This window comes from Microbacterium sp. ZW T2_14 (genome assembly GCF_044987405.1).
GTDB lineage: Bacteria > Actinomycetota > Actinomycetes > Actinomycetales > Microbacteriaceae > Microbacterium.
Map to the genome: position 1 here is coordinate 1 of NZ_JBJDRK010000013.1, position 19132 is coordinate 19132.

Here is a 19132-nt window from a genome sequence, read left to right on the forward strand (position 1 = left end):
CGCCGGACCCGGCGATCGCCGATCCGGAGCCCGCGGCAGCGTCCGCGCCCGGTCCGGAGAACCCCGCGCCGTCGACGCCGGCGGTGCCGGCAGCTGCCGGTCCGGAGGCCGTCGGCGAGCCGCCGGTGCGCGGCCCGTGGTCCTCGCGCGTCGCGTCCGACGGTCCCGTCGCGCCCGTCGGTCCCCCCGTCGCGGGCCTCATCGACTCGAGCGCCGTCGCGTCGGTGGTCGACGCCGAGACGCTCCTGCCGCTCGACTCGGCACTCTCGCCGCACGCCGCCGGTGCTGCCGGCGCAGGGACCGCCACCGGTGCGCCCGATTCGGCGGGCGCGCGTGGCGAGGAGGAGTTCGCCTCGACGACGGGATACGACCACCTGTGGGGCGCCACGGTCATCCGCTCCGTCGAAGACGCGGCCGTCCGCCCCGAGGGTGAGGACGACGGGGAGGCTCCCGCTCCCTCCGACGGTGCGGCGCCCGCCGGCGATCACGACGGCGCGACGATCTCCCTCGCTCAGGCACGCGCGCTGCGGGATGCCGCGAACGGGGGCGCGGGCGCCGCAGGAAGCGCCGAGCTGCCGGCCGAGGGCATCGCATCGCCGCTCGCACCGCCGCGCCCGCCGGCGCCCGGCCGCATCCGCGTGTCGACGGGGCAGGTGCTGCCGCTCGACCGCACGGTGGTCATCGGTCGCCGACCCCGGTCGACCCGCGTCAGCGGTACGGACCTGCCGCACCTCGTGGCCGTCGACAGTCCCGAACAGGACATCTCGCGCAGTCACGTCGAGCTGCGGGTCGAGGGCGAGAGCATCGTCGCCACCGATCTGCGCACCACGAACGGCACGACGCTGCTTCGTTCGGGCGCCGACCCGGTGCGGCTGCATCCCGGTGAGGGCACGATCGTCGTCCCGGGTGACGTGCTCGACCTCGGTGACGGCATCACCGTCGCGATCGAGGCCCTGACGTGAGCGCGAAGCGCGCGCCCATGGCGCCGCCGGATCTCGCCGGCTTCACCTACATCGATCTGCTCGGCTCCGGCGGCTTCGCCGACGTGTACCTCTACGAGCAGCAGCTGCCCAAGAGGCGTGTGGCGGTCAAGGTGCTCCTCACCGACCGCATCTCGAGCGGGTCGGTCGAGGAGTTCACCGCCGAGGCCAACGTGATGGCCATGCTGTCGACGCACCCGGCGATCGTCACGATCTATCAGGCGGGCGTCGCGAACGACGGCCGGCCGTACCTCGTGATGGAGTACTGCCCGCGGCCCAACCTGCAGGTGCGCTACCGCCGCGAGCCGTTCTCGATCGCCGAGTCGCTGCGGGTCGGCGTGCAGGTCGCCGCCGCCGTCGAGACGGCGCACCGCGCGGGCGTGCTGCATCGCGACATCAAGCCGGCCAACATCCTGGTCACCGAGTACAACCGTCCGGCGCTCACCGACTTCGGCATCGCGTCCACCACGAACGCCGCCGCCGAGTCGGCAGGCCTGTCGATCCCGTGGTCACCGCCCGAGTCGTTCGCCGACGTCCCCCGCAGCGACCCGCGCTCCGATGTCTACGCGCTGGGGGCGACGGTCTACACGCTGCTCGCGGGGCACTCCCCGTTCGAGCTGCCGGGCCAGCGCAACGGCGCGGCCGAGCTCATCCACCGCATCGAGACGCTGCCGCTGCCGACCCTCGGTCGGGCCGACGTGCCCGCCTCCCTCCAGCGCGCGCTCGAGCGGGCGATGGCGAAGGCGCCCGCCGACCGCTACGAGAGTGCGCTCGCGTTCGCGCGCGCGCTGCAGACGGTCCAGATCGAGCTGTCGCACTCGGTGACCCCGATCGACATCCTCGACGATCAGATCCCCGAAGACATCGAGGAGGACGAGGACGACGGCCTCACGCGCGTGCGCGGCGTCGTCAGCATCAACCCCGAGACGACGCCCGCCGCCGGCATGACGCGACCGTCGGCCAAGACGGCGCCGAGCGCCGCCTACGCACCCCGCTTCGAGCCGGTCGAGACCGAGACCGTCGCACGGCCGTCGCCGGCCGCCCCGGTGTCGGCGTACGAGCAGACGATGCGGCGTGATCACGTCGGTCTGCCCGTGTCGCTCGACGAGACGATCGTGCGGGCTCCCGCGCCGGCATTCGCGGAGCCGGAAGCGCAGACGGTCCCCGGGTCCTCGGGAGCCGCGGACCCCGCCGGGCCCCCGCGCCGTCGCCGCACCGGACTGTGGATCGGGCTGGGCGCCGCGGCATTCGTCATCGTCGCGGTCATCGTGGGGGTATCACTGCCGGGGATCCTGTCGGGCACGACGGGTCAGCAGCCCGAGCCGTCGACGTCATCGAAGCCGCAGGACCCCATTTCCGCGGTCGTGGCCCCGGTGACGGACGTCGTCGGAACTCCGGCCGAGGGTGGCGTGAAGTTCACGTGGACGAACCCCGACCCGCAGGACGGCGACTTCTACATCGTCGAGACCGTGACGCTCGCCGGCAGCGTGCCCGAACCGGAGCCGATCGACACCGCTGAGGTCGTCGTGCCCGCGGCGGAGTCGGGAGCCACCTGCATCGACGTCACGCTGGTGCGGGCGAACGGCACCTCGCAGCAGAATCCCGACAAGACCCGCGGGTGCACCCCGTGACCGCCGCCGCAGCCGACGCGCTCACGGTCGAGTTCGCCGGCGAGGAGTTCTCGGTCGCGCCCGAGACGGTGTTCACAGTGGGTCGCGAGGGCGACCTCGCGATCGACGACAACCTGTTCCTGCACCGCACCTTCCTCACGATCCAGCACGTCGAGGGCATGTGGCTCCTCTCGAACGTCGGGTCGCGGCTCTCGGCGACGGTCACCGACTCGGGCGGTCGCGTGCAGGCCTGGCTCGCACCCGGCGCACGACTGCCGCTGGTCTTCGCCTCGACCTCCGTCATCTTCAGCGCGGGTCCGACCACCTACGAGCTCACGATCCACGCGGCCGAGCCGACGTTCCACGACACGCAGCGGCCCGCCGACGACGACGGACTCTCCACGATCGGCGAGGTGCCGCTCACGCACAGCCAGCGCGTGATGATCCTTGCGCTCGCCGAGCCGGTGCTGCGCCGCGAGGGAACGGGCATGAGCGAGCTGCCGACGTCGGCGCAGGCCGCCGAGCGCCTCGGCTGGACCCTCACCCGCTTCAACCGCAAACTCGACAACGTCTGCGACAAGCTCGACCGCATCGGGGTGCCCGGCATGCGCGGCGGTGTGCGCTCCTACGCCACCAACCGGCGTGTGCGCCTCGTCGAGCACGCGCTGGCGGCCCGCCTGGTGACCCGCGACGACCTTCCCCTCCTCGATGCGGAGCACGACAGCGTGCTCAACGGGGATGACGGTCAGCGGGAGGATGACGCGTGAAGCTCAAGTTCACGCTCCACCGGCCTGGAACGCCGGTGGATCTCGAGGTCACGGCCGACGGCACGTCGACCGTCGGTGATCTGGCACGCACGCTCGTGCTCGCAGACCCCGCGAACGAGATCGCCGATCCGGGCGCCGTGACGCTCGCAGCGGCGGGAGCGGCCGGGCCGCGCATCGTCGATCCGGAACGGGCGGTCGCCGAGTCCGGCATCCGTTCCGGGCAGACCGTGCAGATCGTCGCGGCGCCCGCCTACGTCGGCGACGACGCGCCCGCGGCCGTGCTGCGCATCCTCAACGGGCCTCGTGCGGGCAGCGAGCTGCCGCTGCGGGCCGGCTCGAACGTCGTCGGCCGCGACCGGGGCGCCGACATCGTCATCGACGACGCGCTGGTGTCGAAGCGCCACGCCCGCATCAACGTCGACGCCGGCATCGAGATCATCGACCTCGGCTCGGCGAACGGCCTGGTGATGGGCGGCGAGCAGATCGCGCGGACCGGTCTCGGGCCCGACGACGTCGTGCTGCTGGGGTCGACCGAGGTCTCGGTGATTCCGCTCACACGGCCGGGCACCGTGCACGCCGCGACCTCCACGGTGGAGATCGTGCGCTCACCGCGGGTGGTGCCGCGCTACGAGAAGCCCGACTTCGCGGCGCCGAAGCCGCCTCGGGCGATCGCCGCCCAGCGGATCCCTGTCATCGCGCTGATCGCACCCCTGTTCATGGGCGCGATCCTCTACGTGTTCACACAGTCCATCCTGTCGGTCGTCTTCATCGCACTGAGCCCGCTCATCATGATCGCCGCCTGGGTCGACAACAAGCTCGCCGCGAAGGCCGAGCACAAGAAGGCCGTCGCACGGTTCGAGGGCGCGATGGAGCAGTTCGACACGCTGATGCAGCGCGAGCAGGTCGAGGAGCGCGCCGTGCGCTGCGCCGAGGTGCCCGCGCTCGCCGAGGCGCTGTCGGCCCTGTCGTCGTGGGGCGACCTCACCTGGACGCACCGGCCCGAGCATCCCACCTTCCTCACCGCGCGGCTCGGCACCGGCACCCTCCCGTCCCGCGCCCGTGTCGAGATCGGCGCCACCGACGACACCGAGCCCGAGTTCCTCGAGCGCGTGCACGACGTGCGCGAGCGCTTCGCCACGATCGACGACGTGCCCGTGGTCGCCGACCTCCGCGAGGCCGGCAATGTCGGCATCGCGGGCTCACGCGGACAGGCGGATGCCGCGGCCCGCGCCTTCGCGATGCAGCTGGTCGCGACCCACTCGCCGGCCGAGCTCGTCGTCACCGCGTTCACTTCGCCGGCGACCCGGCCGGCCTGGTCGTGGCTCGAGTGGCTGCCGCACACCAGCTCGCCCCACACGCCGCTCGATGGCGCGCATCTCGCGGCGAACCCCGGCACCGCGGCATCCCTCCTCTCCCGTCTGGAGGGCCTCGTCGAGGCCCGCACCGGCGAGAAGGACGCGCACCCGCCCCGCGGCCCCATCGAGTCCGGCACGGCGCCGGAGGCCGCCCCGTCGCGGATCCCCGCGGTGCTCGTCATCGTCGAGGACGACGCCACGGTCGACCGCGCGCGCCTGACCCGCCTCGCCGAGCGCGGGCCGGACGTCGCCGTCCACATCCTGTGGGTGGCGCCGTCGCCGCTCGCGCTGCCGGCCGCGTGCCGCACGTTCCTCGTGGTCGACGGCGTCGCCGAGGGCACGGCGGCGGGGATCGTCCGCCGCGGCCTGTCGTCGACGCCGGTGCGGGTCGAGCTCCTCGACGACGGCTCGGCCACCGCGTGGGCGCGCGTGCTGTCGCCGACGGTGGACGCCGGAACCCCCATCGACGACGAGTCCGACCTTCCCCGTTCGGTGTCGCTCATCGACCTGGCCGCGGCCGACATCGGCGGCGATGCCACCGTGATCGCCGAGCGCTGGCGCGAGAGCGACTCGATCACGCCCCGCGACGGCCGTGCGCCGCAGCGCCGCAAGAAGGAGGGCAACCTCCGCGCGCTCGTCGGTCACGGCGGAGCGGGCGCCTTCCACCTCGATCTGCGCACGCAGGGTCCGCATGCGCTCGTCGGCGGCACGACGGGCGCGGGCAAGTCCGAGTTCCTGCAGTCGTGGGTGCTCGGCATGGCGGCCGCGCACAGTCCCGACCGCGTGACGTTCCTCTTCGTCGACTACAAGGGCGGCTCGGCCTTCGCCGACTGCGTCGACCTGCCGCACACCGTGGGGCTCGTCACCGACCTCTCGCCCCACCTCGTGCGCCGCGCGCTGACGTCGCTGCGGGCCGAGCTGCGGTACCGCGAGCACCTGCTGAACCGCAAGAAGGCCAAGGACCTCGTCTCACTCGAGCGCACCGGCGACCCCGAGACGCCCCCGAGCCTGATCATCGTCGTGGACGAGTTCGCGGCGCTCGTGAGCGAGGTGCCGGAGTTCGTCGACGGCGTCGTGGATGTCGCGCAGCGCGGCCGCTCGCTCGGCCTGCATCTCATCCTCGCGACGCAGCGCCCCGCGGGCGTCATCAAAGACAACCTGCGCGCCAACACGAACCTCCGCGTCGCACTGCGCATGGCCGACACCGAGGACTCGTCCGACATCCTGGGCACGCCGATGGCCGCCCACTTCGACCCCTCCATCCCCGGACGCGGTGCCGCCAAGACCGGGCCGGGCCGCATCGCGTCCTTCCAGACGGGCTACGTCGGCGGCTGGACGACCGGCGAGAAGCCGCGCGCGCAGATCGACATCCACGAGCTCGACTTCGGGGTGGGCGCGCGCTGGGAGCCGCCCGTCGAGGAGGTCAGGGCGGCCGACGATCCCGGGCCCACCGACATCGCCCGGATCGTGCGCACCGTGCGGTCCGCGGCATCCGCTCTCGCCATTCCCGCACCCCGGCGGCCGTGGCTCGACGAGCTCGCCACGGCGTACGACCTCGCCCGTCTGCCGAGCCCTCGCACCGACGAGCGCATGCTGCTGGGCGTCCTCGACGACCCGCAGACGCAGTCGCAGCCGACGACGTCGTACGAGCCCGACCGCGACGGCAACGTCGCGATCTTCGGCACCGGCGGCTCGGGCAAGAGCACCGCGCTGCGCACGATCGCCGTCTCGGCGGCCATCACCCCGCGTGGGGGCCCGGTGCACGTGTACGGCCTCGACTTCGGTGCCGGCGGCCTCCGCATGCTCGAGGGGCTGCCGCACGTCGGCGCGGTCGTGGACGGCGACGACGACGAGCGCGTCACCCGTCTGCTGCGGATGCTGCGCGACATCGTCGACGAGCGCTCCACGCGATACGGCGACCTGCGTGCCGGCACCATCGGCGAATACCGGCGCCTGGCCGGCCGCCCCGACGAGCCGCGCATCGTCGTGCTCATCGACGGCCTGGGCGCCTTCCGCGAGCGCTACGAGTTCGCCTCGGGCAGCTCCGGCTGGTTCGCGGTGTTCGCCCAGATCGCGGTGGACGGCCGACAGGTCGGCGTGCACTTCGTGATGACCGGCGATCGACCCAACTCGATTCCGACCTCCATCTCGTCGACGGTGCAGAAGCGGTTCATCCTGCGCCTGGCGACCGAGGACGACTATCTGCTGCTCGGGGCGCCGAAGGACGTGCTGGATGCCTCGTCCCCGCCCGGTCGCGGCATCATCGAGGGCGACGAGCTGCAGTTCGCCGTGCTCGGCGGCAGCTCCAACATGGCGGTGCAGGCGCGCGAACTCGAGCGTCTCGCCGATGCCATGCGCCGCCAGGGCGTCGCCCAGGCGCCCCCCGTCGGCAGACTGCCCGAGCGGGTCGACCTCGCGCAGCTGCCCCCGCGGACACCCCGCGGCGATCTCGTCATCGGCCTCGCCGACGAAGACCTCGGCCCCGCCGGCATCGTGGCGAGCGGCGCCTTCCTGCTCGCCGGTCCGCCCGGCAGCGGGCGCACGACCGCGCTGGAGACCATCGGCCGGGCGCTCGTGCGCGCCGACCCGCAGCGACCGATCGTGCACTTCTCGGCGCGCCGCACCGGGCTGCGGCTGGCATCCCAGCCGGGCTATGCCGCCCACGACCCGTCGGCGGTCGCGGCACTCGCGCTCACGCTCGCCGATGCGATCGAGTCGGGCGGGCTCGTGAACCCCGCAATCCTGGTCGAGCACCTGACCGAGTTCAGCGGGGGCGAGGCGGAGTCGCCCCTGGACCGGCTCATCCGCGCCGCCGTCCGTGCCGAGGCGTTCGTCGTGGGCGAGGCGGAGTCCTCGACGTGGGGTCAGGCGTGGCAGCTGGGCCAGCCGTTCAAGGCCGCCCGTCAGGGCCTGCTGCTCGCGCCGAGCGACGTCGACGGCGACGCGCTGTTCGGGCTGTCGCTCGGGCGGGTCAAGCGCGCAGACTTCCCGCCGGGCCGCGGCTTCACCATCCATCAGGGGCGCGCACGGCGCCTGCAGGTGGCCGTCGCGGACGCACCGTCGTGACGCGGACGACGCATGGGGATATGTCCCCATCGACGGTGCGTCCCGGACGCCGATAGCGTCAGGGACATGAGAGGCGCAGACCTCTCGGATCTTCACGACCGGGTCTCCCCGAGGACTCGGGTGCCCGAACCGCAACCACTCGCCCGACAGACGGGCACTCAACGAAGGAGAACACCATGGCCGTTTGGGGTCTTGACGTCCAGCAGGTCCGCGAGCTCTCGCAGCAGCTCAACAGCAAGGCGAGCGAGATCCAGTCGATCCTCTCGCAGCTGACCTCCAAGCTCGGCTCGACGCAGTGGACCGGCCCGGACGCCGATCAGTTCCGCAACGACTGGTCGGGCGAGCACACGGCTTCGCTGAAGAAGGTCATCGCCGCTCTGCAGGACGCCGGCCAGAAGGCTTCGGCGAACGCGTCGGCTCAGGAGAGCACCTCCCAGTCGCTCTGATCCTCATGCTGCGGGGGCGGTCCTCCGGGACCGTCCCCGTCGCTATAGCCAGCCTCTGATGTCCGCATCACGGGTCCTTGAGCTGTTTGCGTCACTGGTCCCTGAGCTTGTCGAAGGGCCGCCGGAAGGTTCGACATGGGTGTGTACGGGGCGGACGTCACGCAACTGCGTGGCGCGGCATCCGATTTCGAGCGCGCTGCGCAGTCGCTCGAGTCGATCACGACGCTGCTGGGCGGCGAGCTCGCGCGGGCGCCCTGGCAGGGATCGGATGCCGTCACCTTCAGGTCGGAGTGGGACACCGATCACTCCCGGCGGCTGACGGATGCCGCATCCCGCCTCCGCGACGCCGCACGGGCGCTGCGCACGAACGCGGACGATCAGGAGGCCACCAGCTCGGTGAACGGCGGCGGAGCTGGCCCGGGCAGTCCCGTCGGCCCGGGCGGCCTTCCGTCTCCGCCTGGCGGGAAGGGCGGAACGCCGCCCGCCGGCGGGGACGACCCCGCCACGGAGGAGGACTCGCCGAACTTCGCCGGCTGGGAGAACGGCGTCAGCGAGACGGGCGAGGGCGACGCGACGTGGCGCTGGGGACTCAACGCCCGTGGCGAGGCCGAGTCCGACGTGCTGGGGGGCACCGCGAAGGCCGAGGGCGAGGTCGGCGCCGGTGTGAAGGCCCACGCGTCGAGCGACTACGGCTTCGGCGAGTCCGAGGAATCGCAGCGCAATGACGCGAACGACCGCAGCAGGCATCTCGGCGATGACGTCACGCAGAACAACGTCGGCATGGGCGTAGGCGGGGAGGCCTCCGTCAAAGCCGGCGCGTATGCGGAGGGATCGGCCGAGTGGGGCAACGACCTCGGCCACGCGGGCGTCGAGGGCGAGGCGCTGGCCGGCGCCCGTGCCGACATCGGCGGCGGACTCACGCTGGGGCCCGACGGGGCACAGGCCGGCGTGAGTGCGGGGGCGTTCGCCGGTGCGGAGGCCAAGGGGTCCGTCGACGCCGAGGCGCTCGGGGTCGGCGGCCAACTCGAAGCGGGCGTGCGGGCCGGCATCGGGGCGGATGCGGCTGTCAACGCGGAGTTCTCGACCGACAAGGTCGACCTCGAACTCGAACTCGGTCTCGCGCTCGGTGTGGGATTCTCGATCAAGCCGTCCATCTCCTTCAGCCCGAAGGACATGGCGGACGGCATCATGAGCTTGTTCTAGCGGTTCGCCACCCTGACCGCGACTGACCCTGAATTCCGGAGAGGACCTCATGTCCCAGGCATCCTTCCCCAGTGACGCCTTCCCCGCCTTCCCGGCGGTCACGCTCGAGGCGCCGGACGGCTGGGAGCCGCGGGCGTTCGCGGGCACCGTGCTCGCGCTGATCGATGACCGCGGACCCGACGCGTTCTCGCCGAACGTCGTCGTCGGGGTGACGCGTACTGTCGCCGGGCACACGCTCGATGAGGCGTCCGCGGCGGTCGAGGAGTACGTGAGCCGGCTGCCCGAGGTGGCACCGGTCGATTCGGCGCGCGTCGATCTCGGAGACCGCGCGTGGGCGGTGTCGGAGTTCGCGTACACGACGGACAGCGTCGGGACCGTGGTGCAGGTCGTCGCGGTCACCGTCGTCGACCACGGCCCGGTGACCGATGTGGTGCGCGTGACGGGGACCGCCACGCCGGCCGACTACGAGACCTCGCTGCCGGCCATCCGCCAGATCGTCGCCGACGCCCGCGTCGGCTGAGGGCCCCGCGCGGGCTCAGCGCCCTGCGTCGGCGGAGTGCCTGCGTCGGCTGGGCGCCCTGCGCCCGTGCGCGGTCGCCGGCTCAGCGCCCGGCGTCGTAGAGGTGGCGTCCGCCGTGGCTGACGACCTTCACGACGACGCCGCGGCGATGCAGCTCGGCGACGGTGCGGGTCTCTTCGTCGATGTCGCGCCCGAGGGCGTGCACGTTCGCCACGACGAGCACGTCGCCGCGCTTCAGGGTGCCGAAGAGGCGCACGAGGCGCTCCTCCCACGACTCCAGCGTCTCGGGGGCGGGATGCCGGAAGCCGTCGATCGGCACGCCGAAGCGCGTCAGATCGTTCCGCTGCTCGACCACCGAGGGCATGTCGTCGCGAGAGATCACGAGCCCGACCAGGCGTGAGCCGGCAGGCTGCGCCTGCCACCAGTCGCGGTTCTGCTGCAGCTCGGTGAAGCACTTCGGGCATTCCGCCGCGGGGTGCGGCAGCTGCAAGGGCGACGTCTCGGCCATCGCCGCACCCGACGCGGCGGTGTCCGGGTGGGCACCGCTCGCGGGTGCAGTGTGCGTGTGCGCGGCGTGCGCAGACGCGGCATCCGGCGTCTTCGTCGTCTCGCTCATGTGAGGCCCCCTCGCTCGGCACTCATTGTCTCACCCGGCGCCGACGCGCGCCGCCGCCGACGGCGTCAGTCCTCGTCGTCGAGGCGCAGCTCGAGGCTCAGCTGATCGGCGTCGAGCTCGGCGAGCGCGTGCCGCAGGGCCGGCGTGCTGTAGCCGCCGCCCGACGACAGCTCGTTCAGCCGCCCGCGCATCGCGTCGATCATCGCCAGCCGCAGCTCGAGCAGATCGCGCGTCGGGAGGGTGTCGGCGTCGTCGGGAGGATCGACCATGCGGCTGCCGACGACGGCGACCAGGTCGTCCGGGAACGCCGAGCCGTCGCGGCGGCGCAGCGCCGGGCCGGTCAGGGCGGCGACCGCGGCATCACGCAGGTCGCCGTCGAGCGCCGACTGCTCGGCCCGGTCGAGACTCTCGTCACCCGGCCGCTCCAGCCGCAGCAGCCGGACGACCCACGGCAGCGTGAACCCCTGCAGCATGAGGCTGCCCGCGGCGACGACGAAGGCGATGAAGACGAGCAGTGCGCGGTCGCTGGTGTCGTCTCTCGGCAGCGTCTGCGCGGCGGCGAGCGTCACCACACCACGCATGCCCGCCCACACGATGATCACGCCGTGCTTCCACCCGAGCGGCGACGCCTGGTAATAGTCGAGATCGTTGAGCGCCCGCGAGACCCGCGCCCGCATGGCCGAGAGGCGTCGCTGCGCACGCGGAGTGTCGAGGTTCTCGACATCGCCGGCGACGCTTCGGCGCTTGCGCCGGCGGCCGCGCGACGCGCGACGCTCGGCGTGACCGTCGCCGGCGGCGCTCGGGGTGGCCATGGGGGCGGTCTGCCCCGTCGAGACGGCAGCCGAGTCAGCGCCGGCCTCGCCCGTCGCGATCTGGTCGATACGCGCCGACATCGCCTCGAGGCGGCTGCGCTGACGGCCGCGGGCGCGCCGGCTCTGCAGCCAGACGAGAAGCGACACGTACGCCGCCCGCACCGCCACCAGGATCCCCAGCGCGCCCGCGGCGACGGCCAGGCCGGTGCCGAGGCCGTTGTGGTTCTCGATGTTCTGCGTGACGATGTCGTTCAGCTCGAGCCCCATCACGAGGAAGACGGCGCCCTCGAGCATGAGTTCGATCGTCCGCCAGTTGTGCTCGTCCGAGCGGCGCTGCTCGGGCGAGAACCACCGCGCCGCACCCTGGCCCGTCACGATGCCCGCGACGACGGCGGCGACGAGACCCGAGCCGCCCAGCTCCTCGGTCGGGATGTACGCGATGAAGGGCACCACGAACCCGATCGCCGTGTTGGCGGCGGAGTTCTTGATGAGCGCCCGCAGGCGGAGGTTGAGCACGCCGACGACGGCGCCGACCACGACGGCGACGAGGACGCCCCATGCGAAGGCCGGGATGAATCCCACTCCGACATCCGCATCGCCCTCGACCGATGTGGCGAGGGCGACCGAGGCGATCATCGTGCGCAGCAGCACGAGCGCGGTCGCGTCGTTGAGCAGGCTCTCGCCTTCGAGCATCGTCACCACGCGGCGAGAGACGCCCAGGCGCTTCACGATGGAGGTGGCCACGGCATCCGTGGGACTGAGGATCGCGCCGAGTGCGACGGCGATGGCCGGATGGATGCCGGGGATCACGGCGACGAAGAACAGCCCGAGCACGATCGAGCTGATGATGACGAGGAGGAACGACAACCCGGCGATGGGCCCGAAGTCGCGGCGGAACTCGATCGCCGGCAGCGCCACGGCGGCCGAGTACAGCAGCGGGGGGAGGACGCCCACCAGGATCCAGTCGGGGCTGATCTCACCGATCTCGACGAATGGCAGGAGGCTCACCGCACCCCCGATGAGCAGCAGGATGAGCGGCCCCGCGATGCCGACCTTCGGTGCGACCGCCGCCGCGAGTGCGATCACAATGACCGCGACGATGACGACGATCAGCACTTCCACGACTCAGAGCCTATTGCGCGGCTCCTCGGCGCCCGGCGGACGCCTCGAGCGCGTTTCGTCTCGGTCGCTGGCGCTCCCTCGCTCAACGACCGGCCCTTGGTCGCCCCCGGTCGCTGAGCGAGCGAACCGTGCGCCCCTGGGTTCCCGGTCGCTGAGCGAGCGCCAGCGAGGCGAAGCGTTTCCCCAAGGTCTCTCGGTCGCTGAGCGAGCGCCAGCGAGACGAAGCGTCTGTCCAAGGTCTCCCGGTCGCTGAGCGAGCGCCAGCGAGACGAAGCGCGTGCCCAAGGTCTCCTGGTCGCTGAGCGAGCGCCAGCGAGACGAAGCGTGTACCCAAGGTCTCCCGGTCGCTGAGCGAGCGCCAGCGAGACGAAGCGCGCCGAGACTCAGACCGCTCCGAGCTCGCGCACCGCGTCGCGCTCCGCGACGAGCTCCTCGACGGATGCCTCGAGCCGGCCGCGTGCGCGGTCGTCGAGGGTGAGCCCCTCGATGACGCGGTACCCCGCTCCATCGCCGCGCGAGGTCACCGGGAAGGAGCACACCAGCCCTTCCGGCACGCCGTATTCGCCGCGAGACAGCACAGCGGCAGAGGTCATGCCCCGATGGGAGCCCAGCTGCTCGTCGCGTACGTGGTCGATCGCCGCGTTCGCCGCCGAGGCCACCGACGACGAACCGCGCACCTCGATGATCTCCGCGCCGCGCTTCGCGACCCGGGGAATGAACACGTTGTCGAGCCACGCCGTCGCCGCGCCGCGGCCCCCCAGGCGGTCCGCCAGCGCCTCGAGCACCGGCATCCCGTCTGCGAGGATCGCGTGCGAGACGTCGGGGAACTGGGTGGCCGAGTGGTTGCCCCAGATCGTGACATCGGCGATGTCGCCGGGACTGACGTCCAGCACGTCGGCGAGCTGGCCGACGGCCCGGTTGTGGTCGAGGCGCGTGAGGGCGCTGAAGCGGTCGGCGGGCACGTCGGGAGCAGCGGATGCCGCGGCGATGAGTGCGTTCGTATTGGCGGGGTTGCCCACCACGGTGACGCGGACGTCCTCGTCGGCGACGGCCCCGATCGCCTTGCCCTGGGGCCCGAAGATGCCGGCGTTCGCCGCGAGCAGGTCGCCGCGCTCCATGCCCGCCGTGCGCGGCCGCGCACCGACCAGGAGCGCGACGCGCGCGCCGTTGAAGGCGGTCAGGGCGTCGTCGGTCACGTCGACATCGACCAGCAGCGGGAACGCGCAGTCCTGCAGCTCGAGTGCGGCACCCTCGGCTGCGCGCATGCCCTGCGGGATCTCCAGCAGCCGCAGCCGAACCGGACGGTCGGGGCCCAGCATGTCGCCGGCGGCGATGCGGAACATCAGCGCATAGCCGATCTGGCCGCCGCCGCCGGTGATGGTCACAGTCGTCGGTTCGCTCGCCATGCCACGAGCCTAAGCCCGCGGCATTCTAGCAATCCGATCGAATCGGTGGCGTTCCTGTGTGCGATCAGGCGATCGGGGTACCGTGACAGGCATGACGTTCAATGAGAACGCCAACGTCGGGGGGAACACGGCGCGGCGTCGAGGGCGGGGCGTGGCGGTGGCGGGCGGTGGTATCGCCGGCATCGGCGCGATCGCCGTGCTCCTGTTCCAGCTGTTCACCGGACAGGATCTGTCCAGCATCATCCCCACCACACCGCAGACCGGGACGGGCGAGGAGTCCGAGATCGCGCAGTGCGAGACGGGCGCCGATGCGAACCGCAACGACGACTGCCGGCTCGCCGCCGGCAGCGTGGTGCTCGACGAGTTCTGGACGACGCAGATGCAGGGATACCGCGCGCCTCAGCTCGTGATCGTCGACGGGCAGACGCCGACGGCGTGCGGCACGGCATCCAATCAGACCGGCCCGTTCTATTGCCCGCCCGAAGAGACCGTCTACATCGACCCGACATTCTTCGGCCTGCTGCGCCAGCAGTTCGACGCGTCGGCGGGCGATCTCGCTCAGCTCTACGTGCTCGCGCACGAGTACGGCCACCACGTGCAGAACCTCGCCGGCATCATGGAGCAGCACCCGAACAACGGCACCGGCCCCGAGAGCAACGGCGTGCGCACCGAGCTGCAGGCCGACTGCTTCGCCGGCGCATGGGTGCGCGACATGACCGAGCAGGTCGACGAGAACGGCGTGCCGTATCTGAAGGAGCCCACGCCGCAGCAGATCGCCGATGCGATCAATGCGGCCGGCGCCGTCGGCGACGACCACATCCAGGAGGAATCCGGGGGCTTCGTGAACCCCGAATCCTGGACGCACGGCTCCAGCGAACAGCGGCAGGGCTGGTTCGATGCGGGCTATCAGGGCGGCGTCCCCGCCTGCGACACGTTCGCCGTTCCGGGGGGAAGCCTGTGAACGAGCACCTGGAAGCCATCCTCTACCCGCCTCTCGAGCCGTACGACACCGGCATGCTCATCGCCGGCGAGGGGCACCGCATCGCGTACGAGCAGAGCGGCAACCCCGAGGGCAAGCCGGTGGTCTTCCTGCACGGCGGCCCCGGCGCCGGCACGTCGCCGTGGCACCGCCGCTTCTTCGACCCCGAGCGGTATCGCATCATCCTGCTCGACCAGCGCGGATGCGGCCGCTCGACCCCGCATGCGAGCGACCCGCACGCCGACCTCCGCCACAACACCACATGGCACCTCGTCGCCGACATCGAGCTGCTCCGCAAGAACCTCGGCATCGAGCGCTGGCAGGTGTTCGGCGGATCGTGGGGCAGTGCCCTGGCCCTCGCCTACGCCGAAGCGCACCCGCAGGCGGTGACCGAGATCGTGCTGCGCGGCGTCTTCACGCTGCGCCGCCACGAGCTGGAGTGGTTCTACGAGGGTGGTGCGGCATCCGTCGTCCCGGATCTGTGGGAAGAGTTCATCGCGCCCATCCCGATCCTCGAACGCTCGCAGCTCATGCAGGCGTACCACCGTCGCCTCGCCGACCCCGACCCGGCCGTGCACGTGCCGGCAGCCGTCGCGTGGTCGCGGTGGGAGGCGAAGAACCTGACGCTGCTGCCCGACGACGAGCTGGTCGAGGCGATGTCCGAGCCGCGCGCCGCCGTGGCGTTCGCGCGCATCGAGAACCACTACTTCCTGCACGGCGGCTGGTTCGCGCCGGATCAGCTGATCGCGGGGGTCGACCGCATCCGTCACATCCCGGCCGTCATCGTGCAGGGACGGTATGACGTGTGCACGCCCGCCATGACGGCCTGGGACCTGCATCGCGCGTGGCCGGAGGCCGATTTCACGATGATTCCGGATGCCGCGCATTCGGCGTCCGAGCCGGGCATCGCCGCCGCGCTTCGCGCCGCGACCGATCGCTTCGCCGCCGCGAGTGCCGACGGCGGCGACGTCGTCGATGACGAGTCGGCCCAGGGCGTCGGGGACGAGGACGCCGCGGTGGACTCCGGGCCGAGCGAGAGCGCCGAGGACGCCGTCGCGCCTGAGGGCGAGTCGGCCCGTAGCGTGGGGGACGAGGAGGCCGTGGCGGACGTGGACTCCGGGCCGAGCGAGAGCGCCGAGGACGCCGTCGCGCCGGAGGGCGAGTCGGACGAGGCGTCTGCGTCGGTCGTGGAGTCGCGTGAGGACGAGGCATCCGAGTCGCACGACGAGGCATCCGCGTCGCGCGACGAGGTACGTGAGGACGAGGCGTCCGCGTCGGTCGTGGAGTCGAGTGAGGACGAGGCATCCGCGTCCCACGAGGTACGTGAGGACGAGGCATCCGCATCTCACGAGCATCCGGACGAGGCCGAGGTACCTGCGTCCCAGGAGCATTCGGACGAGGCCGAGATTCCAGCCCAGCCCGAGCCCGAGCCCGAGCCCGAGCCCGAGCCCGGCCCCGAGCCGGACGGTGGGGAAGTCTCGCCGGCCGAGTCCGCGGCCGCAGCGTCTGAGCCCGACACGGAGAACGCGGCGCCTGACGTCAGCGGCCCGCGCCGCGCATACCGCTCGCCGCGCCGCGCCCGTCATCCCTGAGTGCGGGACGGAGTCCCCAGGTTCCGGTCGTTGAGCGAGGGAGCGCCAGCGACCGAGACGAAACGCGCTGAGCCTCTCGTTCGCGCCGGGTGCGGGGCGTTTCGTCTCGCTCGTTCCTTGCTCGCTCAACGACCGGGGCGAGGGCGCGCGGCGCCCTCTCGTTCGTTGCTCCGTGCGCTCAACACCGCGCTCGGCGAGCACGCCAGATCCCGGTCGTTGAGCGAGGGAGCGCCGGCGACCGAGACGAAACGCGCTGAGCCGCTGCGGAGAACGCTCAGGCGGCGCCTGCTAAGGTGGATCATCTTGCAGCGCTTCCCTGCGCTTCTTGCGTCGTAGAACGCTTCCCCTCCCGCCGCCGCCCGGTTCAGCCGCGCGATGCCGGTGATGACTTTCGTACGGCGACCCGTGGGCGAAATACGCCCCGGCCACCGACAGGGCACCGTTGTGCCCGGAGAAATCCCACTCATGACCGAAACCACTTTCGGCGCGCTCGGCGTGCCGCAGCCCCTCGTCGACGCGCTCGCCGCGGACGGCAAGACCACCGCGTTCCCCATCCAGGTCGACACGCTCCCCGACACGCTCGCCGGCCGCGACGTGCTCGGCCGGGGCAAGACCGGCTCGGGCAAGACCCTCGCTTTCTCGATCCCGATGGCCGCGCGCCTCGGCGGCAAGCTCGCCGGCGGCAACCGCCGCAAGGGTCGCCCCCTCGGCCTCGTGCTCGCGCCGACCCGCGAACTCGCCACGCAGATCGATGCGGTCCTCGCGCCGCTCGCCAAGGCGTATGGCCTCACCACCACCACGATCTTCGGCGGCGTGAACCAGAGCCGTCAGGTGAACGCGCTCAACGCCGGGGTCGACATCATCGTGGCGTGCCCCGGCCGTCTCGAAGACCTCATGAAGCAGGGCTACGTGCACCTCGACGCCGTCGAGATCACCGTCATCGACGAGGCCGACCACATGGCCGACCTCGGCTTCCTGCCGGGCGTCACGCGAATCCTGAATGCGACGCCGGCCGGCGGCCAGCGCCTGCTGTTCAGCGCGACCCTCGACAACGGGGTCGACAAGCTCGTGAACCGCTTCCTGCAGAACGAGGTGCTCCACTCGGTCGACGAGGCGCACTCGCCGGTCGCCGCGATGACGCACCACGTCTTCACGCTCGCCGACGCCGACGCCAAGAAGGACGTCGTCAAGGCGCTCGCCTCGGGCACCGGCCGCCGCATCCTCTTCATGCGCACCAAGCACCAGGCTAAGAAGCTCGCGAAGCTGCTCACCAGCCAGGGCATCCCGGCCGTCGACCTGCACGGCAACCTGTCGCAGGCGGCGCGCGACCGCAACCTCGCGGCGTTCTCGTCGGGCTCCGTCCGCGTGCTGGTGGCGACGGATGTCGCGGCCCGCGGTGTGCACGTCGACGACGTCGAGCTCGTCATCCACGTCGACCCGCCGACCGAGCACAAGGCGTACCTGCACCGTTCGGGTCGCACGGCGCGCGCCGGTGCGGAAGGCGCCGTCGTCACCCTGGTGCTGCCGGAGCAGAAGCGCGACGTCTCGCAGCTGCTGCGCAAGGCCGCCATCTCGGTCGAGCCGGTCGCTGTGACGGATGCCTCGCCCGCGGTCACCGCACTCGTCGGCCAGGTCGCCGCCTACGTCAAGCCGGTCCCGGTGGTCGAGACGCCGCGCGGCACCAGCCAGGGCGCGAACGCGCAGCGCAAGCGCGCCGCGCGCGACGGTCGCCAGGGCGCAGAGGGCTCGGGTCGCTCCGGCTCCGGTGCGGGCGGAGGCCGCCGTGGCTCCGGCCAGGGCGGATCGGGTCAGGGCGCAGGCCGTGGCCAGGGCGCCGGTCGCGGGCGCGATGCCGCCGCGACGCAGGACCGCGGTGCGCACCAGCGCAGCGACCAGAGCGCCGGTCACACCCGGTCGGCACAGCCGGCCGGCAACCCCCGCACGCAGGGTCGTCGTGCGTCGTCGACCGGCACCGGCAAGCTGATGGTCGGCTCGGTCGTCCGCCCGAACGGCACCAACCGCCGCAGCGGCCGCTGACCCCGGCATCCCATTCTCTGAAACGCCCCGACGCCTTGTGCGTCGGGGCGTTTCGCATCCGACCGCTCGACGGCGAGCTCTGCGCCCGCCGCGACCCTCCGGCGCTGCCCGCGCACCGTTGTCCACCTTGCGCACCCCTGCCGACCTTGCGCACCGTTGCCCACCCGTGCCCACCGCGGATTCTGGCGAGTCGCCACGATCTGAGTCCGCCGTGTGCGTTTCTTGGCGATTCGCGCGCTCCCTCGGAGCGACCGTTCGTGGCTGGATCTTGCGCTCCGCCGTTGACTCGCCAGAACGTCCGGTCGTCGTGCGCGGTTCTTGGCGAGTCGCCAGAATTCGTCGTTGTCGTGCGCGGTTGTTGGCGAGTCGCCACGCTTTGAGTCCGCCGTGTGCGTTTCTTGGCGATTCGCGCGCTCCCTCGGAGCGACCGTTCGTGGCTGGATCTTGCGCTCCGCCGTTGACTCGCCAGAACCTCCGGTCGTCGTGCGCGGTTCTTGGCGACTCGCCAGAAACTCTGGTTGTCGTGCGCGGTTCTTGGCGAGTCGTCAGAAAGAGCGCGGGATGCGCCGCGCCCCAGAACGAACGCGGGATGCATCCCCGGATGCTGCGCAGCCAGGTCCC

12 protein-coding genes and 1 pseudogene are annotated in these 19132 nt (G+C 72.0%); 10 read left to right on the plus strand and 3 right to left on the minus strand.

What is annotated here, in order from left to right; translation table 11 throughout:
* From ACI3KY_RS06570 to ACI3KY_RS06600, 7 genes are all read left to right on the plus strand, one after another.
* A partial coding sequence (locus ACI3KY_RS06570) for an FHA domain-containing protein (RefSeq protein ID WP_404929384.1) occupies positions 1 to 962 on the plus strand: 962 nt, incomplete at its 5' end.
* Entirely contained in the window at positions 959 to 2611 is a 1653-nt protein-coding gene (locus ACI3KY_RS06575; RefSeq protein ID WP_404929385.1) for a protein kinase domain-containing protein, read from the plus strand. The genes ACI3KY_RS06570 and ACI3KY_RS06575, both read left to right, overlap by 4 nt.
* The gene (locus ACI3KY_RS06580; RefSeq protein ID WP_404929386.1) at positions 2599 to 3357 is read left to right on the plus strand and encodes a hypothetical protein; all 759 of its coding nucleotides are present in this window, start codon (positions 2599 to 2601) and stop codon (positions 3355 to 3357) included. Before ACI3KY_RS06575 ends, ACI3KY_RS06580 begins: the two co-directional genes overlap by 13 nt.
* A complete protein-coding gene (locus ACI3KY_RS06585) occupies positions 3354 to 7778 on the plus strand; it encodes an FtsK/SpoIIIE domain-containing protein (protein WP_404929387.1) in 4425 nt (1474 codons plus the stop codon). The genes ACI3KY_RS06580 and ACI3KY_RS06585 overlap by 4 nt, the downstream gene beginning before the upstream one ends.
* 176 nt (positions 7779 to 7954) lie before the next feature.
* Positions 7955 to 8224, plus strand: a complete 270-nt coding sequence (locus ACI3KY_RS06590) for a WXG100 family type VII secretion target (RefSeq protein ID WP_194411994.1) — start codon at positions 7955 to 7957, stop codon at positions 8222 to 8224.
* Between the two features lie 135 nt (positions 8225 to 8359).
* On the plus strand, positions 8360 to 9427 hold the full coding sequence (locus tag ACI3KY_RS06595; protein WP_404929388.1) for a hypothetical protein: 1068 nt from the start codon (positions 8360 to 8362) through the stop codon (positions 9425 to 9427).
* A 49-nt stretch (positions 9428 to 9476) separates the two neighbouring features.
* Positions 9477 to 9947: a hypothetical protein gene (locus ACI3KY_RS06600; protein WP_404929389.1), complete on the plus strand. Its 471-nt coding sequence runs from the start codon at positions 9477 to 9479 to the stop codon at positions 9945 to 9947.
* Positions 9948 to 10029: 82 nt separating this feature from the next.
* Here the strand turns inward: ACI3KY_RS06600 and ACI3KY_RS06605 are convergent, their stop codons facing one another.
* The 3 genes from ACI3KY_RS06605 to ACI3KY_RS06615 all read right to left on the minus strand — a co-directional run bounded on the left by ACI3KY_RS06605 (position 10030) and on the right by ACI3KY_RS06615 (position 13903).
* Entirely contained in the window at positions 10030 to 10455 is a 426-nt protein-coding gene (locus ACI3KY_RS06605; RefSeq protein WP_194413669.1) for a recombinase family protein, read from the minus strand.
* A gap of 173 nt (positions 10456 to 10628) precedes the next feature.
* Entirely contained in the window at positions 10629 to 12497 is a 1869-nt protein-coding gene (locus ACI3KY_RS06610) for a cation:proton antiporter (protein WP_404929390.1), read from the minus strand.
* Positions 12498 to 12880: 383 nt separating this feature from the next.
* Positions 12881 to 13903: a malate dehydrogenase gene (locus ACI3KY_RS06615; protein ID WP_404929391.1), complete on the minus strand. Its 1023-nt coding sequence runs from the start codon at positions 13901 to 13903 to the stop codon at positions 12881 to 12883.
* Positions 13904 to 13994: 91 nt separating this feature from the next.
* Between ACI3KY_RS06615 and ACI3KY_RS06620 the strand changes: the two genes are divergently transcribed.
* The 3 genes and pseudogenes from ACI3KY_RS06620 (at position 13995) to ACI3KY_RS06630 (ending at position 18511) form a co-directional block, all read left to right on the plus strand.
* The gene (locus tag ACI3KY_RS06620; protein WP_404929392.1) at positions 13995 to 14864 is read left to right on the plus strand and encodes a neutral zinc metallopeptidase; all 870 of its coding nucleotides are present in this window, start codon (positions 13995 to 13997) and stop codon (positions 14862 to 14864) included.
* Positions 14861 to 15832, plus strand: a pseudogene (gene pip / locus ACI3KY_RS06625) (prolyl aminopeptidase); the annotation flags it as partial. The gene ACI3KY_RS06620 and the pseudogene pip, both read left to right, overlap by 4 nt.
* Before the next feature lie 1107 nt (positions 15833 to 16939).
* On the plus strand, positions 16940 to 18511 hold the full coding sequence (locus tag ACI3KY_RS06630; RefSeq protein WP_404929393.1) for a DEAD/DEAH box helicase: 1572 nt from the start codon (positions 16940 to 16942) through the stop codon (positions 18509 to 18511).
* Positions 18512 to 19132: the final 621 nt, after the last annotated feature.

What these genes read in the sequence shown, in the direction of transcription:
- ACI3KY_RS06615 (WP_404929391.1), bottom strand. Translation starts at nt 13,903, where the DNA reads ATGGCGAGCGAACCGACGACTGTGACCATCACCGGCGGCGGCGGCCAG.
- ACI3KY_RS06600 (WP_404929389.1), top strand. Translation starts at nt 9,477, where the DNA reads ATGTCCCAGGCATCCTTCCCCAGTGACGCCTTCCCCGCCTTCCCGGCG.
- ACI3KY_RS06605 (WP_194413669.1), bottom strand. Translation starts at nt 10,455, where the DNA reads ATGGCCGAGACGTCGCCCTTGCAGCTGCCGCACCCCGCGGCGGAATGC.
- ACI3KY_RS06590 (WP_194411994.1), top strand. Translation starts at nt 7,955, where the DNA reads ATGGCCGTTTGGGGTCTTGACGTCCAGCAGGTCCGCGAGCTCTCGCAG.
- ACI3KY_RS06630 (WP_404929393.1), top strand. Translation starts at nt 16,940, where the DNA reads ATGACCGAAACCACTTTCGGCGCGCTCGGCGTGCCGCAGCCCCTCGTC.
- ACI3KY_RS06620 (WP_404929392.1), top strand. Translation starts at nt 13,995, where the DNA reads ATGACGTTCAATGAGAACGCCAACGTCGGGGGGAACACGGCGCGGCGT.
- ACI3KY_RS06595 (WP_404929388.1), top strand. Translation starts at nt 8,360, where the DNA reads ATGGGTGTGTACGGGGCGGACGTCACGCAACTGCGTGGCGCGGCATCC.